The sequence below is a fragment of the Candidatus Cloacimonadota bacterium genome, assembly GCA_016932035.1.
Classification (GTDB): Bacteria; Cloacimonadota; Cloacimonadia; order JGIOTU-2; family JGIOTU-2; genus Celaenobacter.
Map to the genome: position 1 here is coordinate 117,436 of JAFGDR010000031.1, position 26,595 is coordinate 144,030.

Consider the following 26,595-nt stretch of genomic DNA (forward strand, 5'->3'; position numbering starts at 1 on the left):
ATATGATCATGGAGGTCATAATGAAAATATCGATAGACACCGATTACAGTTTGCGAGCTCTTCAGGAACTTGCATACCAGGATAAAGAATATCCTTACTCTATTGTTAAAATCGCAACAGCGAGAAAAATTCCTCATAAGTATCTTGAGAAATTGTTCAGAAGATTGAGGATGGCAGGCATTGTTACATCTGTTAAAGGGCGCAAGGGAGGATACAGACTCAGCCGAGATCCTTCGAAGATAACGACAAAAGATATTATCAAGGCAGTTGATGGAAGAACAAATATTCACAGTTGCAACGACCGAAAGAGCGAAAAACTCTGTGAGTTTGTTGATGAATGCTCGTTCCAGGATTTTTGGAATAATTTTAATACTCATATTAATGACTTTCTTGATTCTTATACTTTAGCTGATTTTCTTGAAAAATAGCGGAGTGTGTGATGAGCGAAAAGGAAGTATATCTCGATAGCTGCAAAACGTCCAAACTTGCACCGGAAGTACTCGAAGCTATGATGCCTTATATGACGGATAAATACTGGTATCCGGGTTCTTTTACAAGTATTGGAACAGAGATAGCTGAAGTAATTGAAGATGCACAGGCACGGGTTGCAGATTCGATGAATGCTGAACCGGAAGAGATAACCTTCACATCTGGTGGTACTGATGCTAATAATATTGCGATCCAGGGTATCATGCAGGCAAATAAAGATCGGGGAAAGCATTTCATCTGTTCGACTGTTTCACATCCATCAGTGCTGGCTGTATTTCAGGGCTTGGAAAAACAGGGCTTTGAAGGAACCTATATTTCTGCAAATAAGGACGGCTATCTGAACCTTGAAGAATTGAAAGCAGCGATCAGACCTGATACCGTGCTTGCTGCATTTACGCACATCAATCATATTCTTGGTACAATACAGGATGCAAAAGCAATTCGGGATATACTTGACCAGGCAGATCAAAAGATCTACCTTTTCATGGATTCATGCGAAGCTTATACAAAAATCCCTCTCGATGTGAATGAGCTTGGAATCGATGCACTTTCTATTTCAGTTCATAAATTCAATGGACCCAAATGCATGGGAATTCTCTATGTCAAAAAAGGAACGAAGATCATTCCGACGCAGTTTGGCATTGTACGGTTGTACAAGCTCAAACCAGGTGCGATCAATATTCCGGGTATTGTAGGAGCTGCAAAAGCAGTCGAGTTAGCATTCACTGATTTTGATATACAGATAGCACATTACAGGGAACTCCAGAAGTTGCTCTATGATGAGATAATGAGAAGAATTCCTGACGTGGTTTTGAATGGACCTCCGCTGGGAGAACGAAGTCCGGCACATCTGAATATAACCTTCAGATACATTGAAGGTGAAGCCATCATGATGATGCTCGATTTTGATAATATCCATGTCGAGACAGGTTCAGCATGCTCTTCACAAAATCTGCAACCAAATTATATTCTGATGAATACGGGTAGAACTCATGAGGAATCACATGGGTCAGTACGTTTTACGCTGGATCGGTTTGTGACAAAGGAAGGTATTCTTAAAACCGTGGATGCGCTTGAGAAAACAGCAAAAGAACTTCGTAGAAGAAGTCCCCTTGGTAAGAAGGAGCAATAATGGCTATCAAATATTCGGAATTGGTGATCGAGCATTTTAAGAATCCTCATAATGTGGGAACATTAGAAAAACCTGATGCGTCTGCCACAGAGGGGAGTCCCGCTTGCGGTGATCAGTTAACCGTTTATCTGAAGGTAAATCCAGAAACGCAGGTCATTGAAGATATTAAATTTCAATCCTATGGATGTGCTTCTAATATTGCAACAGCATCGATTATAACAGACCTTGCTCTGGGTAAAACACTGAAGGAAGCAAAAGAGATCTCCTGGAAACAGGCGGCTGAAGAACTCGGTGGTCTCCCGCCCGTTAAGATGCACTGCTCAGTCCTTGCTGTCGATGCACTTCGTTCTGCGATAAAGGATTGGGAACACAAACATCTTGGCAAAGAGCTCGATGATAATCTTACAAAGAAGAATCTCGTAAAAGAATTACAGAAAGTGATCTATGGCAAAGTCGGAGTAGACATCGTAAGCTTAAGGCTGCTCAAGTATGTAGGCATCGATGACAATAAGAATGTACTGATTGAGCTGGCAATCCAGAAGGATGATCCCTTTATCGATGACCTGAAACATGAGATCAACGAACGTATGGAGAAATTTCCGGATATTGCATCAGTGAAGATTTCGCTCGTATAGCGAAACCGGATGCTCATCAACACACTATATAGCTAAAAAGAACGATTTATTTTTTCTTTAACAAATATACAAAAAACGGTGCACCAAAAAGTGCGGTAATAACCCCAACAGGGATTTCGATTACAAGCACAGAACGTGCTATAGTATCACACAGAACAAGGAATGTTGCACCAAGCAGAGCGGAAAGCGGAAGCGTGTAACGATTATCCGACCCGATCAAAAGACGCGCTATATGCGGAATGATCAAACCAACAAAGCCGATAATCCCGACGAAAGATACGATTATACCAACGAGGAATGAAGTGAGAATAAAAAGATACTTTCGCGTTTTATAGACATTTACACCGAGCGTTTCTGCTGAATAATCTCCCATTGAAAGGACATTTAGTCTTACAGAAAAGAAGCAGAGAACAGCCACTCCGACGATTGAACATCCAACAATAATCCAGAGCAGAAAAGCATTGGAATGTGAGAAAATAAATCCAAGATTTCCCATAAGAATTGAGAAAATCTGCGCCAGGTCTTTATGAAAAACACTCATCAAAAATGCAATGATCGCAGAAAAGAACATGTTGACGATCACACCAGAGAGGATAAGTCGGGTTTTGTCTACGTGCCTTTGTTTTTGTGCTATCTTCCAGACAAGTATCATTGTTACAAGTGCACCAAGAAAACCGAAAATGGGCATAAGGTAAACTTTTTTTAAGAGAAGCCCGATGATGCTGCCAAGTGCTGCACCGGAAGAAATACCAAGAAGATAAGGTTCTGCAAGAGGATTGTGAAGCATGCCCTGAAGCACACCACCGGTCGATGCAAGAATGAGTCCTGCTGCAATACCGAGAAGAATTCGCGGAAGACGTATATTGAAAAGAATATTTCTGCCGATTTCTGATAGAGAAAAAAGATTTACTGAACTTCCCCCGATCTGTAACGATATAAAGACGACAATGAGGAGTGCTATAAAAGCAAAAACAAGGTAAAGTTTTTTATTCATTTTGCTTAGACAATTCTGAAAGTTTTTGAATGCCCTGTACAACTCTCGGACCAGCTCGAAGGAGCAGATCAGGATCGATATCTTCTGTTGTGTATATGTTGTTTGTCTTTACTGCTGAGATGGTTTGCCATCCAAGCCTGCTTGTGATATCCTTCTTTGTTGCATTCGGATAGGTGATGATAATAATATCAGGATCGAGTTTCACGATATTTTCTGATGAGACAGCACAGTATTCTCGCGGCAATTCAGGGAAGATATTTTCAAGACCAGTTGCTCGAAGAAGGTCTCCAACAAAGGAACCTGAAGACGCAGTCATAAGAGGTTTGTTGTATATTTCAATATAAACGGATGGCTTATTGGTTAGTTTTGGAATTTTCTCGATTTTCTGCTGCATGTATTGAACAAGTGAATCAGCTTCTTGGTCATGATGAAGAAGTTCACCTACCGAGACTATTGTTTCGTATAATGATGTTAATGATGAAGGAAAGAAGCGAAAAACCTCCATTCCGAGTTTCTCAAGTTGATGGGATAGTATCTCCTGTTCCATACCTGTACAAAGTACTGCATCCGGTTCTAGTGCAGCGATCTTTTCGATGCTTGGTGAGCTGAAGCTGCCAACAGAATTTATTTCATGTAACTCATCCGGGTAGTCACACTCCAGCACGATACCGATTATGTGTTCCTCAGCACCGAGCACACAGATTATCTCTGCCAGTTCGGGAGATAGCACAACAATCCGGGGATGTGGTGCATTTACAGGTTGGCGGCCAGTACAACTCAGCATGAAGATTAGAAAAACCAGGATAATACTTTTTTTCATGAAAAAAACCCAATCTCGGTGGAAATTGGGTTCTCATTGTATGAGAATTATTTCTTCCACCGAAAAATAATCGTCTAATACATAAGGCAGGTTTCCTGGCTTACAGCGAAACGAGGATGCCTTCCCATTCCCAATTGATCGGGATCAGTGACGTCTCCTCTTGAAGATGCTGATTACAGTGGCGGGGACCGCTTCCGATTTTCACGGAATTCCCTCTTGGTATTATGCCAATAGCACGCACACAAGCACCTTATATATTACACACTATTATAGTTGGATTGGAAAGATATGAAGAATGGTTGTCAAATATCTTGGGATATTAGTTTGGTTGTGAAAAGAAATCTTTCAGGAGTATGATATTGTTTATGTTACTATTTAAATAACAGAAAACACAGAAATTTTGGAAGTTATTGTGAAGCAAATTTGTCGTGAATTACCTTGTAATTTTAAAAGGTATTATCTTCTTTTAATAAGATTTCGTTTATAACTTCTCCTATTTTATTAAGGTTATAAACTTTTGAAGAATTTAAATATTCAGATATGGATTTAGATAAGCTCGGTAATAATTTATCTTTATTTAACTTTTTTAAAAGGGGTAATATTCGATAACTTACACCATCTACTGAGATATTATCGTTAATTCGGTCAACAAATATTTTGTAATTATAATCTGTTATTGGATTTCCTTTCGGAGTTTTTCCATATACCTTTTCAATATTATCATCTTGGTGAAATTTATATTTCCGCTTGTTTGAAGCCAATTGGTCTGCAAACTCAACACTTCCTCGTATATTACATCTATCACGTTCGACTTCTTTGCATATACTCCAAATAGAGAATAGTATAGCTTGAGTATATTTCTTTTCTTTTTGAAGAAAAATTCTCATTTGGTTAGCAATTTCTGCTTGTGAAAAGACATCTACAAATTTAACATTGAGTTCATTTAGAATTCTCCACCCCTCATCGTTTTTATTAGCTAGTTGTAAGTACATAGGAAGCCTCAGGCGTTCTTTAATCATAAGATCATTAGATCCCTTTAAAGAGAATGCCTCTTTCAGTATTTTACAAGCTTCATCATACTTTTTTTCATTTTTTAGGATTGTAGCTTTCTTTAACTTCTCTCTAGCAGGATTTATCTCATTATTAACAACAAGTTTTACGCCAAATTCAATTTTTGATTGTTTTTTATTACTAGAGAATATATTTTTAAAAAAATCCAAACATAGTAATTTCCTATTCTTTTTCTGTAGTATATCATCTTATTAATAGTACAAAAAGTACAATAATCTTAAAATATTCACAATTCATAACACACTTATATTATTCAATAATAATTACAACAAATTAAAGAAATATTTCATAATTTCCCTGTCAATATTTTATATTACACAAAAAATTTTGTATACTATACATAGCGAGTATTAATGCAATACTTGATAGACTATCAAAAGTACTTTTATGGGAGTGCATGTCTTAAGTGGATTGAGAAAATTCTAGAATGAAACGTAAAAAGTTTTAAGGAATAGACTTTCGATTATGCTACGAATTACTCCATCCGGGAGTATGACAAAGGTTTTTATATAATCTCAAGCTAAGGGCGTCTAATTATTGATTTTTGATTGGATGTTCATGAGTCATAATGGTTTGATTTTGTATTTTTCCTGAAGATGTATCTAAAGTGTCAATAGCTGAAGGTAATGCTACTACTAATGTTATTAAGGCTATTACTAATAATGTTATTGTAAGAGTTTTTAATGACTTATTCAGTCTCCAGTCTTTAAATTTATCATGCAGTTTCCAACAATTGCTTGTATCAATTTTATAACGGTCCTTACAGTCTATACGATCAACAAAAGAACAATATTCATCTCCTAGACTTTTTTGTATTTTATTAAATTTACTTTCATCAAAATTAAGTATTTTTAGCATTTCCTCTTTGTAAAAATGTGGATTGAATTCCTCCTTTTTAGAAGCGTATTCCAGAAGCACAAATAAAAATTCTTCTCGTTCTTTTTGAGCCTTATTTATTACTTTCATATCAATTTCCTTATAGCTAATTTTTGCTTTGTTCAAAATATGAAATGCCCTATCATTTACCAATCATTTAAATTATACAAGGTCGCGGATTACATTCTTGAAAATATCGTGGATAGCAGCAAGTAGTATTGAGAATATGACAACAGCAAAAGCTATCTCCCATGAAAATCCTATCAAAGCTATACCAAGTGCAGTTCCGCATGCAGGAGGATGCTCGCAGTCTATCATGACCATTATGAACATCGAAATTCCAACCGATGCAGCAAGTATGAGTATCTCAATATAGAAAGACGAGAAAGGTATAAGGGATATCAAAGAACCAACGAGCAAACCCGTAAGATGTCCACCAATTATGCTTCTGGGACGTGCGGAAACGCTGTTCGGCATAGCGAATACAATAAAGACCGTTGCACCGATAGAAGCGATCACGATCGCATTGCTGAATTTGAGGATGATGAGAATGAGAAATACTGAAACAGTTGCGAAAAGGCTTTGAAAGAGATAGTTTTTCCAGTGCTGGGCTAGCTCAGTTTTATTTTTTCTAAATGTTTTTCTCATAGTCTAAATTATTTTTTCTATTGGAAGTAATACGATATTTCCAATTCCATCGTCAACAAAATTCACATCCGACCGTTTAAGTTCTTCCAACATAAAATCAATTTGAGTATTATCGACTACGGCCATGATGAGGTTTGTGAATTGCTTTTCGTCGCCGAATGTACTTCTAAAACCAGCGAATAGCGGCATGCTGAAAGTCAATTTATGACTCAAGGATTCTCCGCTGAGAACAATAGTGTCTTCGACCCCGGCTTCTGTCAGAGCCATCATTATATCATCTAAGTATTTTACTTTGTAAAGCTGCAATATCATATACATAGTGTCACCTAATAAAAATTAATCTCCTCTGTCTGCAAGGGCTTCTCCCGATTTGAATAGAGCCCATTTAAGAAATATCGGTCCAACAAGCATGACGAGAAACGTCGTTGCAGTAACGGTGCTGATGATCTGGTTCGCATACAGTGACATGCCAAGATTTTCAAGGGTCTTGGATGCTGCTAGAGCTAATCCGATCGCAACACCTGCCTGGTCAAGAAGACAGAATCCCAGATATTTCCGAACAGGTTCTGTTGCGTGGGAGAGCGAACCGCCAACGTAAGCACCTACCCATTTGCCTGAAGAACGTGCGAGAATATAGACAATTGCAAGAAGTCCGAATTTTATCAATAATGAAAGGTCAAGACGGGCACCGACAAGTACGAAGAACCAAACATAGATCGGTGGCGACCAATCACCGAGGGCAGTGAATATTTTCCGGGCATTGATCGGTTTTGAGTTGATGACCACGATTCCCATAGCCATGTTTAGAAGGATGGGAGAAAGTTTCAAAATCTCAGCAATGCCGCAATTTAGAAGAATGATGCCAAGCGAAAAGATGAGGAGTTTGACCCGGTCATGTATGCGTTGACTCACCAGCATCATAAGAAATCCAATTGCAACTCCGATAATAACGGAGAGGAACATTTCAAGACCAGCTGTACCCAGTGCAGAAAGAATGGATGATGCTGTGCTCGTGTGCACATCTCCAAGAAAGATTAATGCAACCGGCATAATGATGATATAAATAACAAGCGCAAGAATATCATCCAATCCGACAATTGCATAGAGTGTTGTTGTTAATGTTCCTTTTGCTTTATACTCACGAACAACTTCCACTGTAGCTGCTGGAGCTGTGGCAACGGCAAGTGCGCCGAAAATAAGTCCAAGTGGGATGCTTTTAAGAAGGAGACTCAACGCAATACTAACAAAAAAGAACGCACCAAAGGATTCAAAAAACAGCGTATAAATAATAACTTTTCCCAATTTTTTTATTTCACTCCATCTTAACGCACCACCGATACCAAAACCGATAAGCGATAGTGTAACGACATTAATGATCTCGAGTGACCTAATCTGTTCATAGGAAATAAAATTAAAAACACTTGGACCAAGCAATGCTCCAGCAATAATATAACCTACAATAAGTGGTGATTTTAGAAGTTTTGCACCATTCGAGAAGATAAGCGCAGCAATGAGTGATATTCCAAGAAAAATAAAAATGAAATGAGTTGTATACATCTAATCCTGCGTTTTGATAAGAGAATACATGTCTTGCGGAGATTGAGCAGAGAGGAGTTTTTGTACAAATGATCTGTTTTTCAGACGAAGAACAAGACGGGACAGAAGGCGAATATAATCCTTGTCCTGCGTATCCGAAGCACCGATCATGAATATGAGAGAAACCGGTTTGTTGTCTATGGATTCATACTCAAGCCCTTCTACTTTTCTGCCGAGTGCGATAACAAAATCCTGTATGGATTTGTCACGTATGTGGGGAACAGCAATGCCATATCCAATGCCGGTACTCATTAGTTTTTCCCGGTCATAAATTTTCTTAAGAAATAGTTTTGGGTCAGTAATAAGTTCGCTGTTACATATTATTCCTGAAAGTTCTTTCAGCGCTTCGTCTTTGTTATCGGAAATTATATCGATAATACGATCCGGTTCGAGGTATTTATGAATTTGAATCAGGTTCTTCATAGAATAGCCGTCCCTGCATGATATTTCTGCTTGTTTTTTATGAAGACAAATAATTGTCAAAGAATTAAATGAGAGAGAATTATTAATCATTAATTTCTTGACCAAATATATGAGTAAAATGTGCTCAAAGAAAAATCAGGAGCAGGCAATGAAAAAGTATAGTAGATTATTACTTGGAATATTTTTTATAATATCTTCAATATTATTAACGCAATGTGATTCACCCCTTTCGGATGAACCCCTTAACGATCCTTCAAAAATTTCTCCAACCCTATCAGTTGAAAGGACGTTGGATAATACTAAAACAACCACGGGAGAGGCAATAGCATTCCTTTTCGATAAAAATTTGAACCTTGTTAAGATCATGGACGGCGGTGTGTCTGTAAACGGCACAAATCTTACACTTGAATACTTAATTACGGGTGGTCCCTATTATGAAACAAGTGGAAACTATCCAATCTTTTTAAATACAAATTATACGATCACCGTAACAATGAGTAACGGCGATACCTATGACTCAACAATCAGAACCCAGTTCCAGGAACTTCATACCTTCAATATTCCTGCTACTTTTAATCATACAGATAGCGTGCAGGTAACATGGGAAGAGGTTATTCAGGATTATCCTATGAGTATAGAATTTTCGTACGATGACGGAGATGATGTCGGAGTTGTATATGTAGATATCCCGGAAGACAGTGTTGATACAGGAAGTTATACAATACCGCCCGATAATTTTACTGAACTTGCAGGGAAAACATGCAAGGCAAAGCTTATCTCGGAGAAACAAGGCGCAGCAAATGAGCATTTTAAAGAAACTGCATCCATATCATCGAAAATTGCTATAATCGAAGAGTGTCACATTAACTAACCTTCTTTTTAATGTTCCATTTCCTTTTGCAGGCAGATCGATCGGTCTTTCTGTTCTTTAATAAAACACTATCCAACGGTTTTTTTGATAAGATATTTCCTGTCATTACAGAGCCGAGAAACTGGCTGATCGTTATCCTCATCGCACTTATTTTCTTTGTCATTAAGGAAAAGAAAAGAGCGATTGGAGTACTTGTGGTTGTTGTCATAGCAGTTGCCCTTTCTGATCTTATTGCTTATAGGATAATAAAAGCCCTTGTGGGTAGATACCGTCCGTGCCATCCTGAATTTTTTGTAGATGGGGGTAATTTTCTCATTGGTATGAAAACGTCATTCTCATTTCCCTCCAACCATGCCATGAATATGTTCACGGCAGCAACGGTTTTTTCGTGTTTTTACAATAAATACGCCGGATACTTCTTTGGATTTGCTGTTTTAATCGGATTTTCACGCATTTATGTGGGTGTTCATTTTCCGCTTGATATCATTGGAGGTGCGGTATTTGGCATGATCCTGGGTATCGTAGTGTATTTGGCTTATTGCAGGTTAGAAGTTCTTGTCAAACATCATATGAAAAAGAAAACAATAAATGAAGATAACTCCAAGCCAGAAAGCTGAGTTTCAAAAAGAAGTATACTCATTTTATACAGCGCATAAAAGGGATTTTCCATGGCGAAATACTGATGATCCATATTGTATTTTTGTTTCGGAAATAATGCTCCAGCAAACACAAACGGATAGAGTAATAGAAAAATATAATGAATTTATAAAAAATTTCCCAAATTTTGAAACACTCGCAAAAAGCGCTTTCCCCGATGTCCTGAGCGTATGGAAAGGACTTGGTTATAATCGTCGTGCAAAATGGATACATGAGTGTGCGAAAACAATCGAAAAGATACATGACGGGATTTTACCAGGTGAAGCAGAAGAGCTCGAATCGTTACCCGGAATTGGAAAAGCAACAGCACGTTCTTTGCTTGCATTCGCATATAATAAAGATGTCCTGTTTATAGAAACTAATATCAGGACGGTGTATATACATTACTTCTTTGAAGAGAAGGACGACATTCATGATAATGAAATTCTCGAATTGCTCAATCAAACATATGATAAGGGGCATGCACGGGAATGGTATTCTGCACTCATGGATTACGGCGCTTTTCTTAAAAAGGAAATTGGAAATCTCAATAACCGCAGCAGGCACTATAATAAACAGTCAAAATTTGAGGGTTCGGACAGGCAGATACGCGGAAGATTGCTTGATATTTTGCTTAAAGAGCAGAAAATAACGATTGAAGATGTTGCGGGAATACTTAATGAAGATACAGAAAGAGTTCAAAGAATCGTTAGGGATATGGTCAATGAGAAATTGATCAAGACAAACAAAAACGGGGTATTAGGTCTTTAGTTTTTTCTTCTTAGCTGCTGGGAAAAGGATATTATTGAGGATGAGTCTGTAGCCGGGAGAGTTTTTATGCAACTCTAATAGTGTTGGGGGATCGCCGATCCTATGCTGATAGTCCTCAGGATCATGTCCGCCATAGAATGTATATGTTCCTCTTCCAAAATTTCCATGGAGATATTTTACTTCATTAGCACCTTCTACCTCACCAAGAATTATGGCACTTTTCTTAACAAATTCCTTGTGATAAGAAGTTGTTTGTCCGAGGAATCCATTCACAACATTAACATGACATTGTGTCAGCATTGTCGGTACTGGATCATACTTTGCAGAAAATTGAAATAAGGTAAAATAGTCTGCTTCTGCTCCTCTTATCTGTGCATAATTGCTTGCATCGATACTTGAGAATTCATATTCGTATGGATTTTTAACTAGGGTAAAGTTTTCAAATGCAAAGGTTCTATCAAAGTCGAGTTTTTTCTCAGCATGAGCATCGATAGGATCACCGTCAAAGGGTACATCGCAGATATCGATACCAGCTGCAGCTTGTGCAATATCATAGGTGTCGGTCGCAGCACACATCGCAAAAAGAAATCCACCGTTTCGAACATATTCCCGGATCATCTCTACAACGGCTTGTTTGAGTTGCCAGACCTTTGCGAATCCAAGTTCGCGAGCAAGCTCTTCATCGATTTCCTTGATCTTCTTGTACCAGTCTGTGCTGTGGAATCCTGCATAAAATTTACCGAACTGACCGGTAAAATCTTCGTGATGAAGATGAAGCCAATCATATTCTTCCAGTTTTCCTTGTAACACTTCTATGTCATAAATCGTATCATACGGTATCTGAGCATACGTAAGTGCAAGCGTGACAGCATCATCCCATGGCTCTCCTGCAAATCCCTTTACCTGCCCGGCTTTGCTTTCCGGCAATGTATAGACTGCAATCTTTGGTGCTTTTTCAAGATGTACAACATCCATGTTCGATTTCTGGATCGTCTGCTCGATCGCAAGATAGTCCATTGGAGAAACCAATTCGTAAGACACACCTCTTAGGCGGCACAGAGATTCGATGTCTTCGGATTCAGGTAATAGAAATGAACCATCCCTATAATTTAACAGCCACTTGCCGTCATATCCGTTTTCAAGAGCATTATATACAATCCCATATGACTTTAGATGATCGGTTTGGGAGAAGTCCATCGGAATGAGAATATCTGACCAGCCCAATACTGGTAATAAAATTATGAATACGAGAAGTGCTGTTTTTTTCATTTATACGAACTCTCTTAATATTTCATCAGACACAAAGAGTGCTTTACGGGTTAATTTCAGGTGATCATCCACAATTGTCAAATATCCAAGTTTTGAATATGTCTCAATCGTGTGTTTATATTCTTTTTCAAGATCAAATCCATAACGTGTTTTTATTGAGGACAATGAAATTCCTCTTCTCATTCTCAGACCAAGAAATATTAAATCTGAGATATATTCTCGAGTAGGGATCTCCTTTTTACTCTTTACGATCGGAAGTTCATTTTGTATCGAATGTATATAGCGATTTACATCAGAAATATTTGCGTATCGGGTCATATTGTAATAAGAATGAGCTGAAGCACCAAAACCAACATACTCTTTTCCCATCCAATATGAAGTATTGTGTTGTGATTCATATCCTCGAAGAGCAAAATTAGATATTTCATACTGTTGGATGTTATGAGATTCCAAAAATGAAATCATAGAATAGTACATATCTCGTTGGGAATCTTCATCAGGGAATGGAAGCTGATCTTTGATGTTATAAAGAGGAGTGTTTTTCTCAACAGAAAGGCAATATGATGAAATATGCATAGGATGAAGCTCAATCGCGCGCAAGATACTTTTTCTCCATGAATCGCAGGTTTGCCCCGGAATGCCGTACATCAGATCGAGTGAATAATTTAGCGTGCAATATTCAGCAACACATTCCACTGCTTGTTCAATTTCTTCAGCAGAATGAATGCGGCCAAGTAATTTCAATTCATTATCATGAAAGGACTGCGCGCCGATACTTATTCGATTGATGCCCAGCGTTTTCCAATCCTGAGCTTTTATCCGGTTTATCGTGGATGGATTTGCTTCGAGTGTTATTTCTGCATTTTTATCAATATGAAAAGTATGAGCAATCTTAGAAATGATAGGGAATAGTTGAAAAAAAGAAAGCAACGATGGAGTTCCACCACCGAAATACACGGATTTTACGATGTAATCGTTTCCTTTGAATTTCCCAATCTCTTTTATCAATCCCCTCATGTATTTCTCAACAATTTGTGTATCATATGCGATGGAATAGAAATTACAGTAGCTGCATTTTTGAAGGCAAAATGGTATATGAATATAGATTGAAATTTCTTTCACAGCAAAATATTTAAATAAAGTAAGCAGGATTTATTTTGGGATCTTGAGTATCCTATTCCACCTTATCTTATGATGATCTCCCATCGACCAGTAAATGATCATAGGTATACCCTTAATATATTCTCTTTCGAGAAAACCCCAGTAGCGTGAATCATTGCTGTTATCTCGATTATCTCCCATTACAAAGTAGCAGCTATCAGGCACAACAACAGGCCCGAAATTATCCCTGCTTCCCATAAATTCATTGTTGATGTAGAGGCGTCCCTGTTCGCGGGGTATGATACGAAAATCAGTATGCTGAACGTACTTCTCTTTTACATAATTTCCATTTACATACACATTCTTATCGATGATCTGAATTGTATCTCCGGGTAGACCAATGATTCGTTTAATGAAATCCCGGCGTTTATAGAATTTGAAGAAGAAGTTCTTTTTATCCCAATAAATCGGACGGATCAGCTTGGTATAGCGGTCTGTAGGCTCCGGGTCGTATGGATCAAATGGGAATTTAAAGATGACGGGCTCGAACTGCTTTGGTTCTCGAAACCAATACACGAATTTATTTGCGATAAGCTGATCCCCTTTGAGAAAGGTGCTTTCCATGGATTCTGACGGTATAAGAAATGTCTCGATTATAAATGTCCGAATAATGATCGCAGCGATACCCGCAAAAACGATTGCTTCAATCCATTCACGGAGTGCAGATCTTTTCTTCATTTTACCTTTTTTATCAGCTTTTATGTCTTTTGGTTTTGCCATTCAGTTCGTCCTAATCTTTTCTGTTATGATTTATGTTTTTTGCCGTTATCGAGATACTCCCGGCAGATCTGTTCGACTTCCCTAAAATTGACTTTTCCAGTTCCCATCATCGGAATATCCTCAATAACATGGAATTCTTTTGGTATTGCGATAGAGGGAAGCTCTTTTGCCATTTGCTTTTTGATTTTCTTAAAATCAATTTCTGCTGTTGTGAGAGCAGCAACAATGTCAGCGCCTTTTGTTGGATTTGGAACATCGACGACACAGCACACAACATCATTTGGAAGTAGTTTATTAAGCACATCTTCGACCTTTACAAGTGATACCATTTCACCACCGATCTTCACAAATCTGCGGAGACGTCCACGATGCCAGAGAAATCCGTCATCATCAAGGATACCCATATCACCGGTATCGTACCACCCGTTATGAATTCGCAGTGAGGTCTCTTCGAGATCTCCATAATAGCCCTTCATAACAAGATCACCTTTCACGACAATCTTACCCTCTTTACCGCGAGGTAATTCCTCGTCTGTTTCCCTATCTAAGATTTTTACCTGAACACCGGGAATTGGTTTACCGATACTGCCGGGTTTATTCGCTTCTTTAAGATTTACTGAGATAACGGGGCTTGTTTCTGTTGTTCCGTAACCTTCGAGAAGTTCGATGCCGTGATGTTTTTGATATGCTTCGCGTATCTGATTAGTGAGCTTATCTGCACCTGCAACAGCGATTCGTACTGAAGAAAAGTCGCCGGGCTTGGATCGTCTGAAATAACCAAAGAAGAACGCAGGTGTGCCGATCATAATGGTTATCTTATAGTTGATGATGGAGTCCACAATTTTTTTGTAATCAAGAGGATTTGCATGGGTGACGACAGCTGATCCAACAATTAATGGTATCCATAGATTCGTCGTAAGTCCAAAAACATGAAAGAGAGGGAGATTGCCCAGGAATATATCCTCATGAGAAAACTCAAAAACCTCGGTGCAGGATTTAACATTATGAAAGATATTTTTATGTGTAAGCTGTACAGCTTTTGGATCCTTTTCACTTCCACTGGTAAACAGAATGATCGATGTTTCGTCTTCGCTGCCGTGATGAACAGAGTTCTGAAGCATGCCCGTTGGGAGTTTGGATCGGAGAGCAGCCTTGATCTTATCACCGGTCGTGAGCGTGGCAAGAATATCCTCGATGAATATCATACCCGGAACAAACTCGATGTTCAGGGTTTCCATTAATTTCTTGCTGGTTATTATCGTTTTAAAGCTGCATTTTTCTTGAGCATAGATACAGTTATTTGCAGCACCTGTTGAATAATTGATCATGACAGGGATTTTTCCAATGATGAGGGATGCAAGTATGGATAGCATGCATCCTGCAGATGTGGGGATCATTATTCCGATGTGGGGTTCAGGATATACTGAAAGTTTTTTTGAAAGAATTAGAGATGCAATGAGTAATTTATCATAGGTGAAATCCTTTTCAGTTGCCTGATCGTATAGTGCAATTTTCTTTGAGTATTTTTTTGCCGTAGCAATAAATGCTTGTTGTAGTTGCATAGAAACTCCTTACAGGCTTATTTATGCGAAAAGCAACAATCAAAGAGGGTATTTGTAATGTCAATATTTTCATCTACGAGTTAAATGTGGAAAAAATTGACACGGTGTATGCAACGCTTACATTTCTTATATGAATATTTTACAGCAGTTCGTTATCATGATTTTTCCCGTGCTCTTTGCACTGACCATTCATGAATTTTCACACGGCTATGCTGCATATAAGCTTGGAGACGATACCGCAAAACGAGCAGGACGATTGACGCTTAATCCTATAAAACATCTCGATCCAATCGGCACGATCATGCTTTTTATTGCAAAGATAGGATGGGCGAGACCGGTACCGATCAATCCGTATAACTTCAAGAATTTTAAACGGGATACTGCAATTGTATCATTTGCAGGACCTCTTGCTAACTTCATCAGCGCAATCGTTTTCAGTATAATTTTCAATCTCCTTTTTTCTCCAACAGCTCCTCAAAATGTTTTTATTCTTATCATCTTTTATACGATCTTTATTAATATTGCTCTTGGTCTTTTTAACCTGATTCCTATTCCACCACTCGACGGTTCAAAAATATTTGGCGCACTCTTACCGGATAGACTGTATTTCAAATATCAACAGTTTGAACGGAAAGGCATGATTCTGTTCATAGCAATTATTTTGATAAGCAATTTTGCTGGATTGAATATTGTTGGTGGAGTTATTCTTCCTCCAATCAGATTTTTTGTTCGGTTACTAACAGGCGTTTCCGTATAATTATGACACAAGAAGCAATCCAAGAAGAACAAAACGAATCGTATAAGATTATACTTCCTAATTTTGAGGGACCGCTTGATCTCTTGCTCTATCTTATCAGGAAGCACAAGATCGACATCTATGATATTCCCATTGCTTTCATGCTGGAAGAGTATCTGAAATATCTTGCTGTGATGGAGGACCTGAATATCTCTATCGAAGGTGAATTCATGGAGATGGCAGCAACGCTTATACAGATAAAGCTGCGTTCTCTTTTGCCGAGATCGGTTGAGGAAGAAGAGGAAGATCCCAGAACCGAACTCGTCAACAATCTGCTTGCATATCAAAAGGTGAAGGAAACAACAGGCATACTCTCAGAACTTGCGGATGAAAACAGGTATTATGTGTACCGGTCAATGGATGATGAGGTTCGTAAAGAGATACAGCAATCTGCTGTTACATATGAGCTGGAACAAAAGGATGTCGACCTGTATGATCTTATAAAAGTATTGCAAAAATATATCATTTTGAAGCCCCAGGAAATTGCTGAGGATATTTCTCTTGATGAGTATAAAGTGGAGGTTAAGATCGAGGATTTGGCCAAGCTCATGAGAAGGCAGAAGAAGATACTTTTTTCAGATCTTGTGAAAAATTGTGGGAGGACTGAGATCATTGCCTTCTTTCTTGCTGTTCTCGAAATGATCAAAAGAAAGAGGATTACAGTTTTTCAGAGTAACGAGTTTTCAGATATACATATAAACAGACCTAAAGATTAGAATTTATTTATTTCGTCCTTCCTTTGGTTTGTCAGGATATTTATCACCATCTCTCAGCATCCTTACTTTATCCTGAAGATCTCTTCCGAAACTTTCCATAAAGATGAGATATTCAGCAAATTTTTCTTCCCCCAAAGTTTTGCGAAGTTTTTTGTAGAGTTCAACTCGTTTAGTATTTGTTTCGTGCTCGTGGGTAATGAGAAGATCGATATTTTTGGTAATTTCTTTCTTGTTTTCGGCTTTAAGCCCATCCTTTAGATTTTTCACAACCATCTTGTGGGTATCATAAGAGCTTTCCATCAAAAGATCGATATCTTTAATAACTGGAAGTACTTTTTCGCTTTCCTCATCAGATAGATCGAGAGCTTTAAGAAGCTCAAGGTTTCTAAGCTGCAAAATGACCTTTTTTTGATCTCCCATTGGATGAAAGTGTCCGGGCTGTGAATATGCGATACCGGAAATAAGTAAGATCGAAATAACAATTAGAACAAGTTTTTTATTCATATATACTCCTCGTTTAGGTAACATTACTTTTATATAATTCATTTACAAGTTTCTCAAGTTCCTCCTGATCAAGATTATTAAGGATCTCGTCATAGTGTTGCCAATCTCCGTAAAGAATATCGTTAGTCAACTCTTCATTCTCGCATATTTCTTCGAGATACATAGATTCGAGATCATCAAGATAAAGGTCACTCAGAGAAACAGTTTCCGAATATGTTACATTATCGATGACATAATAATCAGATTCCGTCGTGTCAGTTGCACGGTGAGGCATGAAGAATATCATGAGTGCTGCAAAGAGAACCACAGCGGTTGCTATTGCCGGTTTTACCCAAGCCCAGTTCCAGAAATAATGTTTTTCTTTTTGAGGTATTCGCTCAAATCGTTGCATGATATGAGCATGAGGAGGAACGGGATGCCTTTTTATGTCCTGTGAGACAAATTCTTCAGTCAGATTAAGGACTTTTTTCCATTCTTCAACCTCAAGTCTGCAATGTGGGCATACAGAGATATGCTTCTCGATATGTTTTTTCTTTTGAGATGATAGCTCATCGCTTAAATAATCGAGTAAAATATTTTTTTTAATACATCTCATCGTTACTCCTGAAAATCCATCATATGCTGATCTTGCAGGTCATTCTTGATCTTTTGCATGGCAAAAAAATAACTACTCTTCACTGTGCCGAGACTTTTTTTGAGGATCTGTGCGATCTTTTTAAAAGGCAGCTGATTATAATAACGCATAACAAAAATCTCTTTCTGCCTTGGTGAGAGGGCTTCAATTGCCTTTTCGAGTGAATCAAACAATTCCTTTTCCTGGAGAACAGTAGCAGGATTGGTATCAACCTGCGTTCGCACTTCGTGAGCAATCGGTATGTTGTTCAAATCCTTACTTTTTTTACTGTTCATGTAATAAATATGGTTGAGTGCGATCCTGTAAACCCAGGTCGTAAATTTTGATTCCTTTCGAAATGAACTGATATTTTCATAGACTTTTATAAAAATCTCCTGTGTTGCATCTTCTGCGTCTTCATAGTTTTTCAACATCTTTAAAGCAAGCAAAAAGATCATCTGGTAATTTTCTTCAATCAGTGTATTAAGCTGAACAGATTCCATGACCTAATTTTCGTTTATTAGCTTAGACGTAAAAGCAGTAAAAAAGTTTAATCTCAAACTGGTTTTTTTCATATTAAGAACAAAATAGAGAGAGCAGTTTTCTTATAGCAAGGAAATTGTGTGCATTATAAATTGACAGAAATATTCATATAAAACCCACTGAAGGAGTTGTGCTCACATGGTTACAATATATTTGTAAAATAGATTCATGGAGACAATAAGGAAACTATGAAAAATTCTGAACAAAAAACTCTCGGTAATATTTTCAACAAAACAATAAAAACATACCCAAACAACATCGCAGTCTCAATGGTTGAAGGAGAACCTGTGACCTATGAAGAATTTGGAAAAAGAGTTGAGATTTTATCAAAAATATTACAAAAAAGAGGAATTACCAAAGGGGAGAAGGTTGCAATTCTCTCAGAGAACAAACCGAAATGGGGTATTGCCTTTTTTGCAATAACTACTATTGGAGCAATCGCAGTTCCTTTACTCCCAGATTTTCACGCAAATGAGATCCATCACATACTGCTGCACTCAGATGCTAAAGCGATTTTCATTTCAAAAGAGCTCTATAACAAACTTGAAGATGCACGTCTCGAAACGCTGCATACGATTTTCCATATCGATGATTTCAGTATTATCCCACCAAATACAGCGCTGGACAAGTTAAAAGAATTTCTGAAAGAAGGTGAAATTGAATATACAAAACTGCGTGATTCTGCGATGAAACTGCTGTATCCAGAGATGCAGACGATTACCGAAGATCATGTCGCATCAATAATATACACTTCAGGAACGACAGGACATTCAAAAGGTGTCGAGTTAACACATAAAAATTTAATCTTTGATGCTGAATCCACGTTGAAGATTCAGGATGTCAATTCAGAGGATCGACTTTTATCAATTTTACCGCTCTCGCATTCCTATGAATTTACAATAGGATTCCTGATACCCTTTATAGCAGGTGCAGCAGTGTATTATCTTGATAAACCACCTGTGGCAAGAGTGTTACTTCCGGTTCTTCAAAAAATAAAACCCACAATGATGCTCACCGTACCTCTTGTTATCGAAAAGATATACAAAGTGAGAATTGCACCTCAGCTTGCTAAAAGCGGTTTGATTCGATCTATCATGAAAGTGCCGGCTTTACGCAAGAAATTACACAAAGTCGCAGCCAAGAAAGTCATGAAATTTTTTGGTGGAGAACTGAAATTCTTTGGCATTGGCGGTGCAGGATTGAATAGCGAAGTCGAAAAATTCCTTCGAGAAGGGAAATTTCCCTATGCAATTGGTTACGGACTTACGGAAACATCACCGTTGATCGCAGGAAGCGGAGTGAAAAATACAAAATTCCGATCAACCGGTATAATCATTCCAGAAGTTGAAGTTAAAATTAACGACCCTGATCCTAAAACAAACGAAGGCGAAATCTGGGTGAAAGGTCCAAATGTCATGAGAGGATACTATAAAGATCCCGAGCGAACAAAATCAGTGATAACAAAAGATGGTTGGTTTAAGACTGGCGATCTTGGTTATATGGATAAACAAGGATACTTATATATTATTGGAAGATTGAAAAATATTATTGTGGGACCGAGTGGAGAGAATATATATCCTGAAGAGATCGAATCGTGGATCAACCAGAATGATAACGTGTTGGAATCCATTGTATATCAGGAAAACGGGCAGCTTATTGCTCGTGTTCATTTAAATTATGAGGAGCTTGATGTTGAGTTCAAGCATAAAAAATTAACTGAAACCCAGATCGCAAAAAAGGTTGAAGCCATGCTTGAAGATCTGAGAAATGAAGTAAATAGCAAAGTTTCGACCTTTTCAAGAATATCAAGGATGATCGAACAGCCCGAACCTTTTGAAAAAACACCCACCAAGAAGATCAAACGCTATCTTTACACAAACTGATCGAGCTGTTGTTTATTCATAAAACCAAGATTTGACGAAAAGATTGCACAATTCTACTTAGAAGCATGCACTATATTTGTGCATAATATTCTGAAAGAAATTGATGGTAAAATAATTTTTAAACGCATAACAAACAAAATAGAAGAAGGTTACGGCAATAATGATTTGGAATGAAATAAATTTTGGCACGATTTTCGCATAAAAAGTGGCTGCGAATAGACATGTATGAAAGGAGAAAACATGAAAAAGTTAGTCGCACTCATAAGTATTTTGATGCTCACTGTTGGTATCATATTTGCAGCCTCGGTAGAGGGCTATGTTACAGATGCTGAAAACGGTGAAGGAATTGAAAGTGCAATTGTTAGATTTCATTTTCTTGATGGAGACTGCCCAGAAGGCGGAACAAATGGAAATGGTCAAAATGGTGGAAACAATGGTAATAACGGCGGCAATAATGGTGGTTATGGCATTAATGTTTATAATGCAACGACCGATGCAAACGGTTATTACTCAATCGTTGATTTACCAGAAGGCAGTTATGAAGCTCGTGCATTAAAACCTCATACCTATATGCCAACTCTTATTGAAGATATCACCATCACTGAAGATGTAAATGTTGTCGATTTTGCACTTGAGGGCTGCAACGGGACAGGCTCTGCAAAGCAGTTAAAAGTAAGACATCTGATCAATTTTTAGGTGTACAACATGAGAAATATTGACGGGATTTCGGTCCCGTCCTTATTTTCTCAATAAGGAGTTTTCATGAAATCGATAATATTAACTGGTTGTTTTATACTTATACTCACAGGTTTTATATTTGCGGCTGATTCTACCAACGTACCTGTTACTAATGATCAAATAGTGATCATTGAAAAGGATGACGGTCAGGAATTCGATTTCTTTGTTGATAAAGATGGTGATGGTATTTGTGATAACAGAACTTTAAGAAATAAAGGAATGATATCACACAATCAAAAAATCCGTCATTATAGAATGATATCATATAAATATAACCAGCAAAACCAGTGTGAATTTGGCTTGGAAAACGGAGAGAGAAGAGGAAATAACGGAAATGGACAGCACGGGACACAGAGACACAATGGAGGTCAATGATTGATGCATGCCCTTGTCGGTGTGATTATTTTTCTCATTCCAACGATGCTTCTTGGCTTGAATGTTCAAGGGGATGTTTATATTTCAGGTTCTGCGCAGCAAGATGTCGATCTGATGACAGAAAGTAAAGGAATATTGGGAGGAACGTTAAAACTGATTAATGATAGCTACTATATTGATGCACAAACCCAGTATTCAGTTCCCTTAGATACAACACAATCAGAAAGTAATATTTCTTTATTAGGTGAGATATTTTTCCCATGGTTCAGCGTTAGCACACATATCTATTATCAAGATGGTAGAACCCAATATCGTGATTATTTAATGATCAGTGGAGAGATATTTCGAACAATTGATAATCCTCAATCAATTATAGAATATGGAGATGTTTTCAAGTATTCTACTTTTTGGGATTATAACACTTTCAACCACATAGATAATACACTCTATCTTCTTTATAAACACTTTTTTAGACGATCGGCACTACATACCTATTTCGATTTCAGCTATCGGTATTTCAACAATTATTCTGATCCATCAATAGCACTTTCAAAGGCAAGCTCAGAAATATATGTAACACAAAGCATAAAGCGCAATATTGGCCTGAAATATGGATTTTTTATTAATAAAAATATAACGACAAATGATTCACTTATTTATATGAACTCAGATTTATATGATACATTTGCCTATGATCTCTATACCGTTTATTTGGGCGGTACGATTTATCTTGAGAATTTGCTCATGAAACCCGAACTGTCCTATCATCATAAGATTTACAATAACCTTGCAGAAGAACATCCTTATACGGAAAATGGAATAAAATTATCTCTTTATGCAGATTACCCTCTTACTGATCATATATTTGTTTATTCAAATACCAGTGTTTATTTTATTTTAGATGATTCTTCGAATTTTGGTTCCTATAATGTGGTTTGTGGCGTAAGATATACATTTATAAAATAGCATGAAAACAAAATCTGTTCAGAAAAAAGAAAAAACCCTTAAGTATTTGCTCTTGATCACATCACTCATAATTGTATGTTTGTGGGGGTCACTTTATTATTTACAAACGAACAATATTAATACGGTTTATAAGACCATAGAAATGAACGGACGTCTCTATCTCGAGATGGTGAGTGACATCATTCAGAGCAATCTTTATTCACAGGACGTTATAGAATCTCTCTTCTTTGAGCGCGCAGAAATGCTCCTTCATTTTGTTATGGAAGAGCACTCACCTCAGCTAGTTGACTCATTAAGAAACAGTATGCTCATTCACCATGTATGTACCATTGACTCACGAGGAAAACTGATAAACTCCATACCGGAAGATTGTACTGATATTATTTCGGTTGAGCATCTCCCCAGAACACATGAATTTGTACTCCTTGAAATAGAAGACGACCCATCAAATGTTTTTTTCGTTACCTTCAGAGAAAACACATGGTTTGTGGCATCTGTTAATAAGAGAGACTATTTTTCATTGCTTAAACCGATTCAATTGTCAACGCTCTTTTCAAAGCTTGGCGAGCAAATTGAACGTGTCAGTGAATCTGTTAAGATACTTCCCCAGATTCGTTATCTTGTTATACAGGACGAGAGAGGGATCATTGCTGCAACCGAGAATGTGCGAAAAATTCAGCGGATATCATCGGATGAATTCCTGGAATCGAATTTGATGAATGAAAAGATTGCTTCAAGAACTTATACTTATGAGGAGAAAAAAGTGCTTGAGATCATTCGACCGTTCTATCTCGAAGAACAGTCCGTTTTAATACGTCTTGGGATTTCAATGGATAGGATTGAAGCACTGAAGAGGAACAGGAATCTTCTATTTATTATGTATTCAATCATTTTTGCTGGAATCCTTGCACTCGAGTTTTTCTTCTATAGAAATCATATTAAAATAAACAGCATGAAAGAATCCCTTCAAAATGCAGAATACATGGCAGGCATCGGAGAGCTTGGTAGAGAAGTTGCACACGAGATAAAAAATCCCCTTAATGCGATTTCAATGACACTTCAGCGATTGAATAAGGAGATAGACATCAAGAAGAATGATTCGTCCAAGAAAATGCTTGCCCTCTCATTCAATGAGATCGAACGTCTTAATGAAATAGTAGAAAGATTTCTGGATTACTCTAGACCACTCGAACTAAAAATTGAAAGTGTTCCTGTTTATAAATTTGTTGATAAGATTCTTATGCTGTTCAAAGAAGAGTTTAGGGCAAAAAATATAAATTTTAGACTAGATGGTTCACCAGATCTATTGTGGAATTTCGACCCTGAAGCTCTTACACAGGTTATGATTAATGTTATTAAAAATAGTGTTGACTCCTTCCAGGATGCTCAATTAAATTCAATTATTGAAGTAACTTTCCGTGAAAAAAATAATGAACTTCAGATCAGAACATCGGACAACGGAACTGGTATTCAGGATGATATTCTTCAAAAAGTATGGGATCTTTATTTCAGCACAAAAGAATTTGGAAATGGCTTAGGGCTCCCGGTCTCAGCAAAGATAATCAAAGAACATCAGGGTTCAATTGAGATAACAAGCAAGGTAGATAAAGGCACTGAGGTAGTAATACAATTACCGAAGGTGGAGTTAACGTGAAAATATTAGTTATTGAGGATGATAGATCGCAGAGAGAGATCTTAACTGATTTTTTAACAACCAAAGATCATCAGGTTACTGCCGCCCTTTCTGGTGAAGATGGAGTTGAAGCGTTCTATCATAATCCGGTTGATGTCGTCATAACTGATTACCGAATGCCGGGCATAAGCGGGAAAGAGGTTCTTCAAAAAATACTTGAGATAAATCCCCTGACTGCAGTTATAGTCATCACTGCTTACAGTTCGGTTGAGAACGCAGTAGAGTTACTCAAAATTGGCGCTTTCGACTACATAGAAAAACCGATCAATCTCGAGCTTTTGCTCAATAAAATTGAAAATGCACAGAATTATATACAGGTTGAGAAAGAAAGCAAAACTGTTCATGATGTGATCGAAGATAGAGATTTCCCGATTACTTTTATTGCTGAAAGCAAAAAGATGAGTGAGATCCTCAGTGTGGTTAAAAGGGTAGCACATGTCGATGCTTCTGTTCTTATTACAGGTGAGAGCGGAACGGGAAAAGAGGTTATCGCCGATATCATTCATTATCTAAGTTCGCGCAGACATCGTAAAATGGTAAAGGTGAACTGTTCGGCTATACCGGACACTCTTCTTGAGAGCGAACTTTTCGGGCACGTAAGAGGTGCATTTACCGATGCGATCAGAGACAGAAAAGGCAGATTTGAAGAAGCAGATGGGGGTACCCTCTTTCTGGATGAGATCGGTGACATTGCTCCAATGATACAGGTAAAACTGCTCCGTGCACTGCAGACAATGGAGTTTGAACCTGTAGGAAGTTCAATCACCAAGAAGGTGAATGTACGTATTATTGCTGCGACGAATAAAAACATAAAAACAGAGGTTCAGATCGGGAATTTCCGAGAAGATCTCTTTTATCGGCTTAATGTCATTCTTATTCATTTGCCACCACTCCGAGAACGAAAACAGGATATCACAAAATTAGTTAATCATTTTCTGGAAGAATTTTCTAGAGAAGAAGAGCTTTCCATATCACATGAAGCGCTGATGATGCTTATCAACTATCAATGGGAAGGGAATATCAGGCAATTGAAAAATGTAATCCAGAGAACGGTCACACTTTCAAGAAGCAATGTTATACGCATTGAAGATCTGCCGGATGAGATAAAGAATTTCACTATTTCCAAAGACCAGTCAAATGGAAGAACAATTGCACAAGTCGAGAAAGAGCATATAAAAAGTGTATTAGAAGATTGTGATCATAATCAGATAAAAGCTGCTGAGATACTTGGGGTTCACAGGAATACCCTTTCTCGTAAGATCAAAGAATATCACATTCGGTTAAAGAAATAGTAACGATTTATGGGTCGATTTCATATTAGAAGGTTCATTCAATATAGTTTTCTTGGCATTTCTGCAGCCCTCTTTATACTCCTGACAGAAGGTGCTTTACCAATAGCCCATGAATTCTGCCCCTATTCTTCTGTTTGTTTCGGTGTCTGGAAAATCGGTTCGAAATTTGCTCCCTTCCTTTTTCCTGCTGCGATTATCATTGGTGGACTGATAGCAATAAGTTCGATGTTTTTGGGACGCTGGTTCTGTGGGTACGTATGTCCATTTGGAACCATCCAGGAGTTGATCTATTCCGCCCGTGGACCAAAGACACGTTTTCGTCAGCTTATAGCTTATAAAACACATAAATATCTGAATATACTGAAGTATATAATTTTGTTGTTTACAGCAGTTACTTCTTATTTAAGCGTGCAATATCTATATATGAAATTCTGTCCGGTTATGGCAATTGCTCATATTCAGCGTATTACTTTTGCAGGGATTGGTGTGCTCATTATCATTGTCGCAGGTGGTTTTTTTGTTGAGAGATTTTGGTGCAGATACCTCTGCCCTTATGCTGCATTAATGAATATTTTTCAGAAGCTTGCTGATCTTCTCAAGATCCGGAGATATAAAATTTATCGTAATATTAAAACCAGTTTAAATTGTTTTAATTGTGTCAACTACTGTCCGATGAATATTGACATAGGATATCTGGAAAAGATTTCAGATTTCAATTGCATCAAATGTATGCGATGTGTTCGCCAATGTTCGAAGTCTGATAAAGAAAAAAGCAACTGTATATACAGAGATTAAGGAAACC

30 protein-coding genes and 1 riboswitch are annotated in these 26,595 nt (G+C 37.7%); of the genes, 15 read left to right on the forward strand and 15 right to left on the reverse strand.

What is annotated here, in order from left to right:
• Nucleotides 1–20 precede the first annotated feature (20 nt).
• Genes JW794_05460 through JW794_05470 form a run of 3 tightly spaced genes read left to right on the forward strand, consistent with a single transcriptional unit; the run spans nt 21 to nt 2,256 of the window.
• Nucleotides 21–428, forward strand: coding sequence for an Rrf2 family transcriptional regulator (locus tag JW794_05460; GenBank protein MBN2017558.1), 408 nt, complete (start codon nt 21–23; stop codon nt 426–428).
• 11 nt (nt 429–439) lie between these two features.
• On the forward strand, nt 440–1,621 hold the full coding sequence (locus tag JW794_05465) for a cysteine desulfurase (protein MBN2017559.1): 1,182 nt from the start codon (nt 440–442) through the stop codon (nt 1,619–1,621).
• A complete protein-coding gene (locus tag JW794_05470) occupies nt 1,621–2,256 on the forward strand; it encodes an iron-sulfur cluster assembly scaffold protein (GenBank protein MBN2017560.1) in 636 nt (211 codons plus the stop codon). The genes JW794_05465 and JW794_05470 overlap by 1 nt, the downstream gene beginning before the upstream one ends.
• A gap of 46 nt (nt 2,257–2,302) precedes the next feature.
• On the opposite strand, the gene JW794_05475 is transcribed toward JW794_05470, so the two are convergent.
• The 8 genes from JW794_05475 to JW794_05510 all read right to left on the reverse strand — a co-directional run bounded on the left by JW794_05475 (nt 2,303) and on the right by JW794_05510 (nt 8,774).
• Complete coding sequence (locus JW794_05475; protein MBN2017561.1) at nt 2,303–3,250, reverse strand: iron ABC transporter permease; 948 nt, start codon at nt 3,248–3,250, stop codon at nt 2,303–2,305.
• On the reverse strand, nt 3,243–4,070 hold the full coding sequence (locus tag JW794_05480; protein MBN2017562.1) for an ABC transporter substrate-binding protein: 828 nt from the start codon (nt 4,068–4,070) through the stop codon (nt 3,243–3,245). Before JW794_05480 ends, JW794_05475 begins: the two co-directional genes overlap by 8 nt.
• Nucleotides 4,071–4,137: 67 nt before the next feature.
• A riboswitch (cobalamin riboswitch) is annotated at nt 4,138–4,338 on the reverse strand.
• A 178-nt stretch (nt 4,339–4,516) separates the two neighbouring features.
• The gene (locus JW794_05485; protein ID MBN2017563.1) at nt 4,517–5,290 is read right to left on the reverse strand and encodes a hypothetical protein; all 774 of its coding nucleotides are present in this window, start codon (nt 5,288–5,290) and stop codon (nt 4,517–4,519) included.
• Nucleotides 5,291–5,675: 385 nt separating this feature from the next.
• A complete protein-coding gene (locus JW794_05490) occupies nt 5,676–6,107 on the reverse strand; it encodes a hypothetical protein (GenBank protein ID MBN2017564.1) in 432 nt (143 codons plus the stop codon).
• A gap of 72 nt (nt 6,108–6,179) precedes the next feature.
• Nucleotides 6,180–6,665 carry an HPP family protein gene (locus JW794_05495; protein ID MBN2017565.1) on the reverse strand — a complete coding sequence of 162 codons (486 nt, stop codon included), beginning with the start codon at nt 6,663–6,665 and terminating at the stop codon, nt 6,180–6,182.
• A 3-nt stretch (nt 6,666–6,668) separates the two neighbouring features.
• Nucleotides 6,669–6,983: a hypothetical protein gene (locus JW794_05500; protein MBN2017566.1), complete on the reverse strand. Its 315-nt coding sequence runs from the start codon at nt 6,981–6,983 to the stop codon at nt 6,669–6,671.
• 18 nt (nt 6,984–7,001) lie between these two features.
• On the reverse strand, nt 7,002–8,222 hold the full coding sequence (locus JW794_05505) for a cation:proton antiporter (protein MBN2017567.1): 1,221 nt from the start codon (nt 8,220–8,222) through the stop codon (nt 7,002–7,004).
• Entirely contained in the window at nt 8,223–8,774 is a 552-nt protein-coding gene (locus tag JW794_05510; GenBank protein MBN2017568.1) for a PTS sugar transporter subunit IIA, read from the reverse strand.
• Nucleotides 8,775–8,832: 58 nt separating this feature from the next.
• Between JW794_05510 and JW794_05515 the strand changes: the two genes are divergently transcribed.
• From JW794_05515 to JW794_05525, 3 genes are read left to right on the forward strand one after another with little or no spacing between them, the layout of a single operon-like run.
• Nucleotides 8,833–9,555: a hypothetical protein gene (locus tag JW794_05515; protein MBN2017569.1), complete on the forward strand. Its 723-nt coding sequence runs from the start codon at nt 8,833–8,835 to the stop codon at nt 9,553–9,555.
• A gap of 11 nt (nt 9,556–9,566) precedes the next feature.
• Nucleotides 9,567–10,172: a phosphatase PAP2 family protein gene (locus tag JW794_05520; protein MBN2017570.1), complete on the forward strand. Its 606-nt coding sequence runs from the start codon at nt 9,567–9,569 to the stop codon at nt 10,170–10,172.
• Nucleotides 10,144–10,962 (forward strand): A/G-specific adenine glycosylase, encoded by an 819-nt coding sequence (locus JW794_05525; protein ID MBN2017571.1) that lies wholly within the window; start codon nt 10,144–10,146, stop codon nt 10,960–10,962. Before JW794_05520 ends, JW794_05525 begins: the two co-directional genes overlap by 29 nt.
• Here JW794_05525 and JW794_05530 read toward each other — a convergent pair.
• The 4 genes from JW794_05530 to JW794_05545 are packed head-to-tail and all read right to left on the reverse strand — an operon-like array spanning nt 10,951 to nt 15,674.
• The gene (locus JW794_05530) at nt 10,951–12,231 is read right to left on the reverse strand and encodes an asparagine synthetase B (protein MBN2017572.1); all 1,281 of its coding nucleotides are present in this window, start codon (nt 12,229–12,231) and stop codon (nt 10,951–10,953) included. The two genes, JW794_05525 and JW794_05530, sit on opposite strands and share 12 nt — an antisense overlap.
• Nucleotides 12,232–13,353: a radical SAM family heme chaperone HemW gene (gene hemW, locus JW794_05535; protein MBN2017573.1), complete on the reverse strand. Its 1,122-nt coding sequence runs from the start codon at nt 13,351–13,353 to the stop codon at nt 12,232–12,234. It abuts the gene before it with no gap.
• A 30-nt stretch (nt 13,354–13,383) separates the two neighbouring features.
• Nucleotides 13,384–14,112 carry a signal peptidase I gene (gene lepB, locus JW794_05540; protein ID MBN2017574.1) on the reverse strand — a complete coding sequence of 243 codons (729 nt, stop codon included), beginning with the start codon at nt 14,110–14,112 and terminating at the stop codon, nt 13,384–13,386.
• 23 nt (nt 14,113–14,135) lie between these two features.
• Nucleotides 14,136–15,674, reverse strand: coding sequence for an AMP-binding protein (locus JW794_05545; GenBank protein ID MBN2017575.1), 1,539 nt, complete (start codon nt 15,672–15,674; stop codon nt 14,136–14,138).
• A 130-nt stretch (nt 15,675–15,804) separates the two neighbouring features.
• On the opposite strand from JW794_05545, the gene JW794_05550 reads away from it, so the two are divergent.
• A complete protein-coding gene (locus tag JW794_05550) occupies nt 15,805–16,431 on the forward strand; it encodes a site-2 protease family protein (GenBank protein MBN2017576.1) in 627 nt (208 codons plus the stop codon).
• Nucleotides 16,432–16,433: 2 nt separating this feature from the next.
• A complete protein-coding gene (locus JW794_05555; GenBank protein ID MBN2017577.1) occupies nt 16,434–17,186 on the forward strand; it encodes a segregation/condensation protein A in 753 nt (250 codons plus the stop codon).
• 3 nt (nt 17,187–17,189) lie between these two features.
• Here the strand turns inward: JW794_05555 and JW794_05560 are convergent, their stop codons facing one another.
• Genes JW794_05560 through JW794_05570 form a run of 3 tightly spaced genes read right to left on the reverse strand, consistent with a single transcriptional unit; the run spans nt 17,190 to nt 18,806 of the window.
• Entirely contained in the window at nt 17,190–17,690 is a 501-nt protein-coding gene (locus JW794_05560; GenBank protein MBN2017578.1) for a hypothetical protein, read from the reverse strand.
• 13 nt (nt 17,691–17,703) lie between these two features.
• A complete protein-coding gene (locus JW794_05565; GenBank protein ID MBN2017579.1) occupies nt 17,704–18,285 on the reverse strand; it encodes a hypothetical protein in 582 nt (193 codons plus the stop codon).
• A gap of 2 nt (nt 18,286–18,287) precedes the next feature.
• On the reverse strand, nt 18,288–18,806 hold the full coding sequence (locus tag JW794_05570) for an RNA polymerase sigma factor (GenBank protein MBN2017580.1): 519 nt from the start codon (nt 18,804–18,806) through the stop codon (nt 18,288–18,290).
• 228 nt (nt 18,807–19,034) lie between these two features.
• Between JW794_05570 and JW794_05575 the strand changes: the two genes are divergently transcribed.
• The 7 genes from JW794_05575 (at nt 19,035) to JW794_05605 (ending at nt 26,588) form a co-directional block, all read left to right on the forward strand.
• Nucleotides 19,035–20,729 carry an AMP-binding protein gene (locus tag JW794_05575; GenBank protein ID MBN2017581.1) on the forward strand — a complete coding sequence of 565 codons (1,695 nt, stop codon included), beginning with the start codon at nt 19,035–19,037 and terminating at the stop codon, nt 20,727–20,729.
• 240 nt (nt 20,730–20,969) lie between these two features.
• Nucleotides 20,970–21,425: a carboxypeptidase regulatory-like domain-containing protein gene (locus JW794_05580; protein MBN2017582.1), complete on the forward strand. Its 456-nt coding sequence runs from the start codon at nt 20,970–20,972 to the stop codon at nt 21,423–21,425.
• 66 nt (nt 21,426–21,491) lie between these two features.
• Nucleotides 21,492–21,842, forward strand: a complete 351-nt coding sequence (locus JW794_05585) for a hypothetical protein (GenBank protein MBN2017583.1) — start codon at nt 21,492–21,494, stop codon at nt 21,840–21,842.
• Between the two features lie 3 nt (nt 21,843–21,845).
• A complete protein-coding gene (locus JW794_05590; protein ID MBN2017584.1) occupies nt 21,846–22,808 on the forward strand; it encodes a hypothetical protein in 963 nt (320 codons plus the stop codon).
• A 1-nt stretch (nt 22,809) separates the two neighbouring features.
• Complete coding sequence (locus JW794_05595) at nt 22,810–24,462, forward strand: hypothetical protein (protein MBN2017585.1); 1,653 nt, start codon at nt 22,810–22,812, stop codon at nt 24,460–24,462.
• Entirely contained in the window at nt 24,459–25,793 is a 1,335-nt protein-coding gene (locus JW794_05600; protein ID MBN2017586.1) for a sigma-54-dependent Fis family transcriptional regulator, read from the forward strand. Before JW794_05595 ends, JW794_05600 begins: the two co-directional genes overlap by 4 nt.
• Before the next feature lie 9 nt (nt 25,794–25,802).
• Nucleotides 25,803–26,588, forward strand: a complete 786-nt coding sequence (locus tag JW794_05605; GenBank protein ID MBN2017587.1) for a 4Fe-4S binding protein — start codon at nt 25,803–25,805, stop codon at nt 26,586–26,588.
• Nucleotides 26,589–26,595 lie beyond the last annotated feature (7 nt).